Source organism: Acutalibacter sp. 1XD8-33 (assembly GCF_003612555.1).
Classification (GTDB): Bacteria; Bacillota; Clostridia; order Oscillospirales; family Acutalibacteraceae; genus Acutalibacter.
In genome coordinates this window covers 1-12365 of the sequence record NZ_RAZF01000050.1, presented here as the reverse complement: position 1 = coordinate 12365, position 12365 = coordinate 1, and the positions used below count along the sequence as shown (strand labels likewise).

12 protein-coding genes and 2 rRNA genes are annotated in these 12365 nt (G+C 53.7%); 11 read left to right on the top strand and 3 right to left on the bottom strand.

The window, feature by feature from the left end; genetic code table 11:
* Positions 1 to 412 precede the first annotated feature (412 nt).
* Together D7X94_RS17055 and D7X94_RS17050 are read left to right on the top strand one after the other, a co-directional pair.
* Positions 413 to 871: a GNAT family N-acetyltransferase gene (locus tag D7X94_RS17055; protein ID WP_120428972.1), complete on the top strand. Its 459-nt coding sequence runs from the start codon at positions 413 to 415 to the stop codon at positions 869 to 871.
* Between the two features lie 12 nt (positions 872 to 883).
* Positions 884 to 1699, top strand: a complete 816-nt coding sequence (locus D7X94_RS17050; protein ID WP_120428970.1) for a class I SAM-dependent methyltransferase — start codon at positions 884 to 886, stop codon at positions 1697 to 1699.
* A 742-nt stretch (positions 1700 to 2441) separates the two neighbouring features.
* Here D7X94_RS17050 and D7X94_RS17045 read toward each other — a convergent pair.
* From D7X94_RS17045 to D7X94_RS17035, 3 genes are all read right to left on the bottom strand, one after another.
* Positions 2442 to 2828 carry a VOC family protein gene (locus tag D7X94_RS17045; protein WP_120428968.1) on the bottom strand — a complete coding sequence of 129 codons (387 nt, stop codon included), beginning with the start codon at positions 2826 to 2828 and terminating at the stop codon, positions 2442 to 2444.
* A gap of 30 nt (positions 2829 to 2858) precedes the next feature.
* Positions 2859 to 4052: a DHHW family protein gene (locus D7X94_RS17040; protein ID WP_120428966.1), complete on the bottom strand. Its 1194-nt coding sequence runs from the start codon at positions 4050 to 4052 to the stop codon at positions 2859 to 2861.
* Between the two features lie 171 nt (positions 4053 to 4223).
* Positions 4224 to 4796, bottom strand: a complete 573-nt coding sequence (locus D7X94_RS17035; protein WP_120428964.1) for a hypothetical protein — start codon at positions 4794 to 4796, stop codon at positions 4224 to 4226.
* Between the two features lie 293 nt (positions 4797 to 5089).
* Here D7X94_RS17035 and rrf (D7X94_RS17030) point away from each other — a divergent pair.
* The 9 genes from rrf (D7X94_RS17030) to D7X94_RS16985 all read left to right on the top strand — a co-directional run bounded on the left by rrf (D7X94_RS17030) (position 5090) and on the right by D7X94_RS16985 (position 11930).
* A 5S ribosomal RNA gene (gene rrf / locus D7X94_RS17030) occupies positions 5090 to 5206 on the top strand.
* Positions 5207 to 5568: 362 nt separating this feature from the next.
* Positions 5569 to 5685 (top strand): 5S ribosomal RNA (gene rrf / locus D7X94_RS17025).
* 285 nt (positions 5686 to 5970) lie between these two features.
* A complete protein-coding gene (gene rplM, locus D7X94_RS17020; RefSeq protein ID WP_120428962.1) occupies positions 5971 to 6399 on the top strand; it encodes a 50S ribosomal protein L13 in 429 nt (142 codons plus the stop codon).
* Between the two features lie 15 nt (positions 6400 to 6414).
* On the top strand, positions 6415 to 6816 hold the full coding sequence (gene rpsI / locus D7X94_RS17015) for a 30S ribosomal protein S9 (RefSeq protein ID WP_120428961.1): 402 nt from the start codon (positions 6415 to 6417) through the stop codon (positions 6814 to 6816).
* A 521-nt stretch (positions 6817 to 7337) separates the two neighbouring features.
* Entirely contained in the window at positions 7338 to 8813 is a 1476-nt protein-coding gene (locus D7X94_RS17010) for a ubiquitin-like domain-containing protein (RefSeq protein ID WP_120428959.1), read from the top strand.
* Positions 8814 to 9115: 302 nt separating this feature from the next.
* Positions 9116 to 9412, top strand: coding sequence for a hypothetical protein (locus tag D7X94_RS17005; RefSeq protein WP_147401769.1), 297 nt, complete (start codon positions 9116 to 9118; stop codon positions 9410 to 9412).
* Positions 9413 to 9445: 33 nt separating this feature from the next.
* A complete protein-coding gene (locus tag D7X94_RS17000; protein ID WP_120428956.1) occupies positions 9446 to 10369 on the top strand; it encodes an AEC family transporter in 924 nt (307 codons plus the stop codon).
* A gap of 368 nt (positions 10370 to 10737) precedes the next feature.
* Positions 10738 to 11364, top strand: coding sequence for a ribulose-phosphate 3-epimerase (gene rpe / locus D7X94_RS16990; protein ID WP_120428952.1), 627 nt, complete (start codon positions 10738 to 10740; stop codon positions 11362 to 11364).
* Positions 11365 to 11594: 230 nt separating this feature from the next.
* Complete coding sequence (locus D7X94_RS16985; RefSeq protein ID WP_120428950.1) at positions 11595 to 11930, top strand: hypothetical protein; 336 nt, start codon at positions 11595 to 11597, stop codon at positions 11928 to 11930.
* The last annotated feature ends 435 nt before the right edge of the window (positions 11931 to 12365 follow it).

Below are 12365 nucleotides of genomic sequence, written 5' to 3'. Positions count from 1 at the left end.
TGGTAACATGTTCAGCTTGGCAGTACTAATAGGCCGAGGGCTTGACCATTTTGTTCCCTCCCTTTTCGATTTCTTCCTTTGCTTTCTACGCTTTATTCAGTTTTCAGGGAATTGCTAATTGTTGAGAGGACGAGGATATTGTTACAGTCCATCCAAACGGATGGGCTGTTTTTTACATATCCAAAATACAGAGGTAGTCCTGTGCTGCTTGTTTTCGATATGGGCGAGCCGGCCGCCGATTTTTGGATGCATTGAAGTTTTCTTCCGATTCACAGTTCTGTTGACTAGTTGATGCTGCTTGAAGATGAGGAAGAGGACAAACAGACTGCAAAGAATACTGGCTGTCGATTTGCTGAGGTCAGACGGAACTGCCGGGAAAGCCTTTAACTTTTGGAAGCTGGTGCAAACGAAGATGATAATTGCCCACACGATGGAATATAAGGGCCTGGCTCTGCCCTTATCTGAATGGAACCTTCGGAACTACCGGGCCGTTGATTATCCGGCCTACTCTGTTACATATAATGATTGCTTTTTTGAAATGCGACAGGCCCTGGGATTGCATCCGGTCAACTGCTGCGATGAAAGGTCCGCCCTGTTGGAAAAGGCGGACAATATTTTTATTCTGGAGGTCGACGGGGTCCTAGTGGGTTCTGTGGCCATATATGGCAACGAAATCGACGACCTGATCGTGGTCAGGGGGTATCAGCGGAAAGGCTATGGTCAGGGGCTGCTGCGGTTTGCAGTGGCCCGTATGCAGCGGCAGGGTGTCACCCCTATTAGAGTGCATGTGGCGGACTGGAACCAAGCCGCCATGAGACTTTATAGTCGGAACGGCTTCGCCGTTGTCGGTACTGAGATTGTTCAAACATAAGGAGATCATATCATGGAAGAAGTCAACGTTGTGAGGGATTTTTACGAAAACGGCGCGGAGGTGGGGCGTTTGGAGCAGGGCTTGGGGATTGTGGAGGCCACCCGGACCAATGAGCTTCTCTCCCGCTATGTGCGGCCCGGCATGACTGTTTATGATGTGGGCGGCGGCGTAGGATACTATTCTGACTGGCTGGTGGGTATGGGCTGTGATGTAACCATGTTTAAGCTGGCGCCCTCCGCAGTAGAATACGCGAAAGAACATTGCGCTCATTCGTTTCCGGTCTATGCGGCGGACGCCAGGGAGCTTCCGGCTGCGGATGCCTCCTGCGATGTGGTGCTTTTGATGGGCCCCCTCTACCACCTGCTGGAAAAGGAGAGCCGAATGCAGGCGCTTGGGGAGACCTGCCGGGTGCTCTCTCCTGGCGGATTGCTTTTAGCTGCGGGGATTTCCAAGTTTAGCTCTACCACTTGGGCCCTGTCTACCTATCGGGCAGGAAACGATTTTTTGGACGACGAGGTCTATATGGACATGCTGCGGGGGGAACTGGTGAAGGGGGAGCACCACCGCCCGGCGAAGTATCCCAATTTCATCGCCCAGGCCTATTTCCACACCCCGGAGGGGCTGGTTGGGGAGCTGGCGGAGGCCGGATTCCAGGTGGAAAAGCTCCTGGCCATTGAGGGCTGCGTCTGGTTCACGCCGGGGCTGAATGAAAAATGGGAGGATCTCCCGGCCCGGGAGCGGCTGCTGGAGATCCTCCGCCTGACGGAAGAGGAGCCCTCCATCCTGGGTTTCAGTCCCCATTTTTTGGCAGTCGCGCGGAAGAAATGACGGCAAGCAAAAGGACAGCGGTTACGCTGTCCTTTTGCTATTCTTTCCGAGAGTTTGTTTTTATGGGCGCGTGGCTGCGCCTGCTGGCTGATTGCAGGGCGCCGCGCCGGGCGGGCGAATTGGCTGGGATCCTACGCACAGAGCTGGCACCCTCCGGGACTAGGGGTGCCTTTTATTCAGTTGCAAAAGAGTTTCGTCTCGTTATACGAGATGAACTCTCCGCACCCCTCTTGTATAGTTAACCGAGCACAGCGAGCGTTAACCTATTATTCACCACCCGAAAAATTGCGCTTCTCAGGTGTTAAGGTCAGGACCTTGGGGACGCCGGTCTCGCCTACCGGCTCGGTCGGTTCGCAGCTTGGTCTGCAATACTTGGATTTGCCAAGTATCCGGCAGAACGCTCACCCCCAAGCCCCTGCAACCTTTGAAAAGGGCGCTGGTCTCCGGTGGAGACCGACCCGACCGAACCGACAGGTGAGACGACGAAACTTTTACGGTGGTTAGGTTAGCTCGTCAAAACACATAAAACCTTCACGACGAACAAAATGAGGAGTGACATTCGCGGTCCAAGACTTGGCGAAGCCAAGTCTCAGGCGTCTAGGCCCCTTGCGGTGGTTTGGAGGGCGACAATCGCCAGTGGCGGTTTCCCGTCGCCGGCCGAGTCGGCAGACGAGACCAGGCGAGACCCAGAGCCTCCTAGGTCTTAAAAAGCATACTCCTTTCAGAAAGCAGCGGAATCATCCTAAATGGCGATCCACCAGCAGACGCCGTATTTGTCGATCACTGTTGCGTTATATTCGTTCCAGGGCAGTGCCTCAAGAGGATGCAGCACCACGCCCCCCTGGCTGAGGACCTCAAAGGCATGGGAAACCGCCTCCTTAGTCCCCATCTCGAACACGTTGAAGGTCATGGTCTCCCATTTCAATTTGTGGACCAGAGCCACATCGCAGGGGTTTGCCGCTTCAGAGAGGGCCAAAAAGCCCTCCCCGCCTACCGACAGTTCGCAATGCTCATAGGCGGCGCCTTCCGGGTCCTTGATCTGGAAGGTGATCTCCGCGCCAAAGGCGTCGCAATAGAATTCTGCTGCTTCCAAACTGTTTTTTACATAGACTTGCGTGTAATTCTTCATTTTTTCTCCCCGTCCTATTGACGTATGTACTTAAAATAAGCCTTTAAGGGACTCTACACCGCTTGCGCTGCTGGTGGAAATGATACTGTTTAGAATTATCACATCGGACGCCCCTTTTTCCTGGGCGAGCTGGGGAACACTTCCCGAATAGAGCTGGTAGTCAACTACATAGACGTGCTGATAATGCTGAGTGAGAAAAGGGATGAAAAAATTCCCAAAGGAATCCTGCACCACCAGACAGGCGGAGTTATCGGTAAGGTCGCTGTTTTCCAGTACTTTATATGGCTGGTCCCCAGCCGCAAAAATCAGATAAAGCAGCGAATTGGAATACCCCTCGCCATCGGAAATCACATTCCAGCCCTCAAAGGACTCTCCATTGCTGTCTGTAAAGCTAAGGCTGGTAGTCCCTCCGGGCAGATAAGCGTCCACCGTGTCGGAAATCAGGCTGTAATCCTCTTCTCCTTCTGAAAACCCGCCCAGGAAACCCTCATAGCTCTTCTTTTCCAGCTGGTCCAGACTGACCGGCTGAAAGCCCTTGGCCTGACAGAACTCCCTATAGGCGTAATAAGCGCCCAGCTGGGTCCAGGTGCGGTCAGTACGGAAGTAGACATATTCATTACAGTGCTGAAGAAGAGCGTCGAACAGAGGGATCGTCTTGACAGAGGCATTCATGGCATTCACCGAGGGATAGATATATCGATCAATGGCTTTGCGCTGGTCGCTGCTGTTCACATTGTTTTGAACAAGATAGCTGTCAGGCAGTTCAATATCCATGCCAGTGGGAACCACAAGATGATACAGGGAGGCAATTCCATTCAAAGCGGTTCCCGCCTCTGAAACAGCAGTTATATAGCTGTTTGTTGTTTCCAAATCAAATTGATAATATTCATAGGCCGAACCGCCAACCGTCATATAAGAGCCCTTATCTTCAGGTGCGGAGTCGGGAGTTATTTGAGAAGGCGCCGCAGGGGAGGCAGTGGGTTCTGCTGTGGGATCCGAGGGAGGAACCGCAGCAGGGTCCGGGCTCTCCAGGGAAGCCGGAGGAGACGGTTCTGGGGCCCCCTCTTCTTCAGCTTCCCGAGATGTTAGCTTTACAATTACAAAGACGACGGCGACAATTAGAGCCAAAGCCAGGAGCACCCAGATAATCCATGGAGTGCGCCGCCGCCGGGGAGGACGGCGCAATGGACCGCCTTTCGTCCGATAAGTAAATTTTGTATCCATGAGAAGCCTCCTCTCAAAAGCCGGAAAGATAGTAAACGCACTTGCAAATCGAAATTCACCACTTTGCGCTACAGGCGATTTTGCGTTTTTTGAGCCACGTAAACTATAATAAACGGGGCCGGTTCCGAAGAGATTCCAGAACGGCCCGCAAGTTTGCAGAAATAGGAGTTTTTAGAAAGGATTTGGCCCATTGGAGCCGTTGTTCTGCTGGGGTGGGACGTTTACAGGGGGAGCGTACTGCTGAGGCGGAACATATTGAGGCGGATACTGCTGAGGAGGCTGGGGCTGCGGTGGTTGAGAGGGATATTCATAAGGAATGCCATATGGCGCGGACTGCTGTACGGGCTTGGGCCTGGCCTTCCCATAGATACGATAGGCCAGAGAGGAGAATAGAGGGATATTGGCCTCGCCATCCCGAGAAACTCGGAGAATTCCCAAAACGCTGGCCGTGATGGCGGCTACATAAAGGATGACGAATAAGGCGGAGGAAATAAAAGACAACGCCGTGGAGAGGAAAGGAATGGGGAGAATAGAGCTCCCCCAGCCTGTAAAGCGGTCAAAGAAGAAAAGCGCGGCGGAAAGCATCCAGGCTTGGAGAGACTGCCTGCCTGCCCATTCGTCCTGTTCCGCAAAGATCGCAAGGGCGGCCAGCGCGGCACAGATCAGCGGAGAGTTCAGGATAACAGCGGCAAAAGCCGCAATAGGATAGAAGCACAAAATAATGCCGAATTTACCTTTTTTCACAGGAAGAGCCTCCTTTATGAAGTAATTGGGATTTCCCAAGGGAAACCGCTGGGGATAAGTGAACCCATATGCCTAGTTTAAGACATTCGGGCAAGCAAGTCAAGACAATTCTTGATTGCGCAAATATTCTTTATCATAAAGTCATTGAAGGAGAACATATTGTATAGAGATGTGATAAGAAACTCAATATGAGGTGAAAAGAGAAGATTTCGAAAAAAATTTCAAAAAGGGCTTGCATTTTTCCAAAGGCTGTGGTATTATATTCAAGCAGTCGGGAAAACCGATAGTAAAGAGTTGGTGCTGATTACGGCGAGGGTCCACCCGTTCCCATCCCGAACACGGAAGTTAAGCTCGTTCGTGCCGAAAATACTTGGCTGGCAACGGCCCGGAAAGATAGGTTTCCGCCAACACAAAAGACAATCTCTCTGGGGGTTGTCTTTTTTCATTTTCTTGAGAAAAGCGAAGTGGCGATCAAATTTCCTCACCCCAGGGTGGGCCAGTATGTGCGGCGGGAAACGAGCCATAAGGACTGACGATTCTTTCCCGCCTCCTCCAACGGGTGTGGCCATTGAGCAGGGGTGACCGGATTGGCCCACTGCCGAATGGAATCTGTAAAATCCGGACTTGGAAATCTGGATCTATTGTAGTAGAAAGGAAAAAGCTCCATATCTGGTAGTTTTAAAAAAGAATCGAAAAAATTTCAAAAAAGGCTTGCATTTTTCCAAAGGCTGTGGTATTATATCTAAGCAGTCGGGAAAACCGATGGCAAAGAGTTGGTGTTAATTACGGCGAGGGTCCACCCGTTCCCATCCCGAACACGGAAGTTAAGCTCGTTCGTGCCGAAAATACTTGGCTGGCAACGGCCCGGAAAGATAGGTGTTCGCCAACACAAAAGACAATCTCTTCGGAGATTGTCTTTTTTTATTTTACGCTATAACGCGACACACGGGATCTCGAAGCTATCTCCATCCGCCTGGACGGCTCTAGTGGGGCCATATTACCAAAACGAAAAATGAAAACGAGAATGCGGAAGGAAATTTGAGAATAGGCGAGGAAAAGCGAGTATTGACATGCAAAGTTTAAGAAATTATTGAAAGAGGTTGACAGCCCGGAAAACTTGTGGTATCATCAGTTGGTGTAAAAGAACGGCAGTGAAAGTTTGGAGGTTTAAGCTATGTCAACTACTATGCCCAAGGCCGGCGAGATTGAGCGGAAATGGTACGTCATTGACGCCGCCGGCAAGCCCCTGGGCCGGGTGGCGGCTCAGGCGGCGGTGCTGCTTCGCGGCAAGCACAAGGTCACCTTTGCGCCCCATGTGGACTGTGGGGACCATGTTATCATCGTAAACTGCAAGGACGCGGTGCTTACCGGCGGCAAGGCCGAGAAAAAGTACTATTACCGCCATACCGGCTATATCGGTCATCTCAAGGCGACCCGCTATGACGCTTTGATGCGCACCAAACCGGAGTTGGCCATGCAGCTGGCCGTCAAGGGAATGATCCCGTCCAATTCCCTGGGACGAGGCGCTATGTCCCGCCTACGGCTCTATGCCGGCAGCGAACATAAGCATGCCGCCCAGAAGCCAGAAGCATGGAATATGTAAGGAGGATGTGAAACTATGTATGAGACTGCGCCTTATTTCTATGGCACCGGCAGAAGAAAGAGCTCTGTAGCCCGGGTCCGCCTGTACCAGGGCACCGGCAAAGTAACCATCAACGACCGGGATATTGATGACTATTTTGGCCTGGACACCCTGAAGTATATTGTCCGCCAGCCCTTGGCTTTGACCAATACTGATGAGAAATTCGACATTGTGTGCCGGGTTTCCGGCGGCGGCGTAACCGGCCAGGCTGGCGCCATCCGCCACGGCGTTGCCCGAGCTCTGCTGCAGTATGACAACGAGAACCTGCGCGCCGTTTTGAAAAAGGCTGGGTTCCTCACCCGCGACCCCAGAATGAAGGAACGCAAGAAGTACGGCCTGAAGGCTGCCCGCCGCGCTCCCCAGTTCTCCAAGCGCTAAATTTTTTATATGTATATCCAGCCTCGGGGTGCTCCGCTCCGGGGCTTTGCTTTTGGCAACAGGGTCCGCGCGCCATCCGCGCGCGATTTAGGCAGGAGGGAGGGCCTCCCGCCTATATCTGGCAACAGGCTTTACAAACCACCGGGCGGTGTGGTATACTTTCTTGCAGAAAGTATACTTTTCTAGAGTAATACTATGTGGCCTCTGCCGCCATAAGTTGGCGGCTCCGACAAGGTCGTGGGACGCTGTCCCACACCCTGCCGCCTTTGAAAAGGCGGGCGAAACTTTTTCCCTGGTTAGTTTTGACCGGTCTAGTCGATCGAAACTTGGCAACGCCAAGGTTACAGCCGGTCAGGGGGTCAGGGACCGTCAAGCGCCGACCGAACCGGCAGGCGAGAAGAACTCCCCAACTGCCAGAGGCCCAAACATACGCTCAAAACCTATGATGAAAAATACATACAGATGAGCATGGAATTGGCGGAGAGCTGGGCGCCGCCCCAAGTTCTGAAAAGGAGCTGAAAATGCGAAGCAGGCAAATCAGAAACAGAAGAAAGAGGCTGATCCTGGCGATCGTCTTGGCGGTGTGCGTCACGTCGGGGCTGATCTGCGCGGCGGCTGTCAGCGCGGCCACCGGGTCCGCCTCCGCCCTGGTGATCGACGGCGACAAAACTTACCGGGTGGACCGGGGCCAGACGGAGCAGATGCTGGCCCAAGCCTGGAAGCAGGGGATGGAGCCCATTGAACCGGAGGACGAGACAGAGCGTGTGGAGAATTCGGACACAGTTACCGTCCGGCGGGGAGTAGACCTCTATGTCCTGGAGGGCGGCCAGAGAGAGAAATTTCTCGCCCACAAGGGGGAAACGGTAGAAGAAGCCCTTCAGGATAACGGCCTGGGCCTGAAAGCGGAGGACCAAGTGACCCCCAGCCGTGATCTGGTGATCTCGGCCTCTTTGACTGTAGAGATTAAACGCCTTTGCCGGGTTAGCGTTGCCGCCAGTGGAGAGACAAAGGAGCTGGAACTTTTCGGGGGTACTGTGGAGAGTGCCCTGAACGAGGCCCAGGTGAAGCTAGGCGAAGGGGACGGTTGTAATTTTGACCTGGAGACACCTTTGGAGGATGGCATGGAAATTGTGGTTTCCCAGGCGCTGCGGGTGAGGATCACGGCGGACGGAAAAACCAAAGTTTATCAAGTGGCCGCCGCTACGGTGGCCTCGGCCCTGGAAAAATGCGGGATCTCTGTGGGCAAGGAGGACCGGCTGAACGTTCCCTGGGATGAAGAGCTGAAAGACGGAATGCGTATTATCCTTCAGCGGGTGAAGGTGGAGGAGGAAAAGGAAAAAGAAGAGATCGATTACGAAACCAAATATATATCCACCCGGGACTTGCCGGAGGGAGAGACAAAGCGCCTGACCGCCGGCCTGAAGGGCAGCAAAGAGAGCGCTTACCGGGCGGTCTATGTGGACGGCCGGCTGGAAAGTCGGGAACTCCTCTCTGAGAAGGTGACGGCAGAACCGATTAAGGAAGTTATTATGCGGGGAACGGGCTACACCACCACTGCGCCCCAGCTGGAATTTGAGGACGATGGTAGCGGCTATCAGGGAGGCGAAAGCTCTTCCGGCGCCAGCGATACGGGCAGCCGCCCAGCCCTTTCCGTAAACGCTCAGGGAGGCACCTTCACCGATGCCTGGGGAGAAACCGTAACGTATACCAAGGCCATGACCGGCACTTGTACCGCATACTGCATTCCGGGGGGGACCACATCTGTGGGCCTGGAGGCGGTCCGGGGCGTGATTGCTGTGGATCCCAAGATCATCCCCTACGGCACCCGGATGTATGTGGCCTCTCCGGATGGCCAGATCGTATATGGCTACGGCGTGGCAGGAGACACTGGAGGGGCTTGCCTGGACGGGGACATCATTGCCGATCTATGCTACGACACCCTAGAGGAGTGCAGCATCATCGGCCGCAGGGAAATGGTGCTGTTCCTCCTGCCATAAAAAACATCCATTGGATAGATACGGGGCTTTGGTTCCGTATCTATTTTGGTTAGATGGCCGATTTCCTCCGGCCGGGCTTGTATTTGTTTGCGGGAACGGCTATAATAAAGCCATATTAGAGAATACGGGTTTATCCGTGGTTTATAGTAAACGCACTTGAAAATCGGTAAATGCGATTTTCAAGCTGGGCGGCTATGCCGCCTGGTTCAAAAGAGGTATTCTACCTATTTTGAACTGCGTTAACTATGAAAGAAACCGATGCCTTTGTGAGCTGCGTTACCGATATGGAGGAGGAAAAAGCGATGCAGTATTTTTATGCCATCATGTGGTTTGCCGTGGGGCTGATTTTGATATTCTCCATGTCCAAGGAGAATAAAATTTTCCTGCTGGCCGGGGGATTTTTCCTGCTGCTGGGTGGCTGGTGGCTGGCGGACGCCCTGCTGCCGGAAACAGATCTGTTTACGGGTGGCTGGGGAATTGCCCTGAAATGCATTACCGGCGGGGCGCTGGCAATTCTGGCTGGGGCTTTTGTAAAAGAGTACCGGAAAAAGGGCCGGGACGTGAAAAAGAACGAAGACGGCAAAGAGTCGAGATTTTAAAACTGCCCAAGCTGTGGGAGGGAAGCAAGTCAAATGGAAGCAATTCTGGCGGTTGTCGCCAAGGTAGCGGTGATCCTCATTCTGATTCTGGTGGGATATGGGATCACCAAAAGAGGGATGCTTACCGACAGGGGGGCGTCGGAGATCACCTCGCTGCTGATCAAAGTGGTCACGCCCTGTGTCATTGTGGATTCCTTTTTAGGGGCGGCGGATTCCCTGAAGCCCAGCCAGCTGCTGATTGCCCTGGCTCTACCTGTCTTGTGGATGGGGATTGCCTTGGCCCTGGGCCTGTTGGCCTTTCGTAAGGACCCGCAGGAGCGGAAAAAGGTGTTGCGGTTTGCGGTCACCTTTAGCAATACCGGCTTTATGGGGATTCCCCTTGTGCAGGGGATTGTGGGGGACACGGGAGTGATTTACGCCTCCTTCGGAGTGGTGGTGTTCAACGTCCTCTGCTGGACATATGGGTATAGCATGATGAGCGGCGGGGAAAGGCTAAACCTGAAAACCCTGCTGCTGAATCCCGGAATTGTGGGACTGGCTTTCGGCCTGCCCATCTATTTCTTCAAGCTCCAGCTGCCTGCCCTGATTGCCGAGCCCCTGGGCTACCTGGCTGATCTGAACACCCCCTTGGCCATGCTGGTGGTGGGCACTTACATTGCCAAGGCGGACCTGCACTCTTTTGCTTCGGATATGAGCGTATATAAGGCGTCTTTCCTTCGGCTGATTGCAGCTCCTGCCCTTTACCTGCTGGTGCTGCTCTTCCTGCGGCCAGAGAAAGCGCTTCTCACCACCACGGTAATCCAGGCGGCTACGCCGGTGGCGGCGAACACCGTGCTCTTTGCGGTGCAGTATAAGCGGGACTCGGAACTGGCTTCCAAGCTGGTGGCGGTTTCCACAGTGCTCTCGGTGCTCACTATTCCTGTGATGACCGTGGCGGCCCAGATGCTCGCCGGGTAGGATCATCGCATATTATAGGTTTTGAGAGTGTGCTTTGGCCTCCGGCGGTTCAGGGGCTCCGACTCTCGCCAGCCGGCTCGGTCGGCGATTGTCGCCCCCTAAAAACCCCGCCACCTTTAAGAAAGGTAAGACTTCGCTTTGCGAAGTCTACGAAACATTTTACCCTGGACTGCTTTGGCCGGTCCAGCTGGCCTTAAGCTGGCGGAGTGTGAGGCAGAGCTTCACGGCCTTGCTGGAGCCGCATGTGGCGGAGGCCACACAGTATTACTCTCAAAAAGTATATATAATAGGAAAGACGGATATTTGGGGGAGGCTCACATGTCTTTCCCCCAAATAGAGGATATTGGGAATTTGGAGGAGGGGGAACCATGGTAGCGATTGCACCATCACTTTTGGCTGCGGATTTTTCCGATCTGGGCCGGGAGGTCGCGAAGATTGAAGAAGCGGACATGCTCCATGTGGACATCATGGATGGGCATTTTGTGCCAAATCTGAGCATAGGGCCCGCAGTTGTGGCGGCGCTGCGGAAAAAGACGGAGTTGGTTTTCGACGTACACCTGATGCTGGAAAGGCCCCTGCCCTACATCAAAATCTTTCGGGAGGCCGGAGCGGATATTATCACCTTCCATGTGGAGTGCCAGGATCCGCCGGAAGCCCTGATCGAGGCCATCCGGGCCAGCGGCGCCAAGCCTGGCGTGGCTCTGGGCCCTAAGACGCCGGTTTCCGCGATCGGTAGCTGGGGGGCGGAGCTGGCCCAGGCAACTATCATGACAGTGGAGCCGGGCTTCGGCGGGCAGAAGATGATCCCGGAGCCTCTGGAGAAGATTTTTCAGCTGAAGGCCCGGTTTCCCGGAATCCTGGTGGAAATAGACGGCGGGGTGAACCTTGAGACAGCCCCTCTCTGCAAAGCGGCGGGTGCCGATATTCTAGTGGCGGGCACGTCCGTGTTCCGGGCGGAGGACCCCCGCCTGGAAATGCGCTGCCTGGCCCTCTAAGGGCTCAGGGAACTTTTTGAAAAAAGTTCCCTGAAACCTTCAAAAACTTTTACCTCGCATTTTTGTTTGAGGGAATAGAGAACCAAGCGCCCGGACCTGTACCTCCGGGGGTGCCCAAGCAAGCTCGATCCGCGCTGCCGCGCGAGTCAAGCCTTCCCCTTTACAGGGGAAAGCACCAAGGCAGAGCGCTTTACATAGTATGGGGTAAACTGTGTAGAGGGGGGCTGTCTATGCGATTAAAAACGCCGCCCCAGCCGCTGGTGTTCTGTTTTGACGGAGCAACAGCCCTGTGCGGGGCGGTGGCGGAGATCTACCGTATACAACCCAAAACACCTTCGGCGCTGTGTCTATGGCGGGGGAAATATATCCTGCAAGTCTCGTCGGGGTTGCTGGAGCGCAGGCGGCTGGCCCAGGCTGTCTGCCGATATGGGGAATGCCTGGGGGCCAGCCCGGTCTTTTACGCATTCTGCCAGGAGCATGGAGAGGAGATCAGCGGGGACGCGGTTTCTCAGCTGGGCAAGGCCCTCTCAAAGTACGGGGAGAATCAAAGGAATCCTGAAAAATAGCGTCTCGGCGATTGCGCTGGGGCGCTATTTATGTTATAATAACTGGACAGGGCCTAAAAAGCAGGCCGGATTTGCGCCGGATCGAAGAGGAAAAGAGAGAAAATTTTGCGGAGAAAGGAGGGAAGAGCAGGCGTGAAAGGCCCGAAAAAGCACGGATTCCTTGGCGAAACCGCCCAAATATGGCAGGGAATACCAAGGAGAAATATGGGTGAATTCCCAGAAAAAGGGGCAAAATTGACAAGAAAATAGCCCAGAAACCCCATAATAACGCCAAATTTCTTAGTTTGCCCCACCGCGAAAAAAATTATGTAAAGGCGCAAAAAAGTTGAAAAAAGGGCTTGCATTTTTCACGCTCAAAGGTTATTATATAGTTAACTTCCACTCAGGGGCGGAAAGCCGCCCTATGAGAATCTAAAATTTAAGAGGGTTGAAATC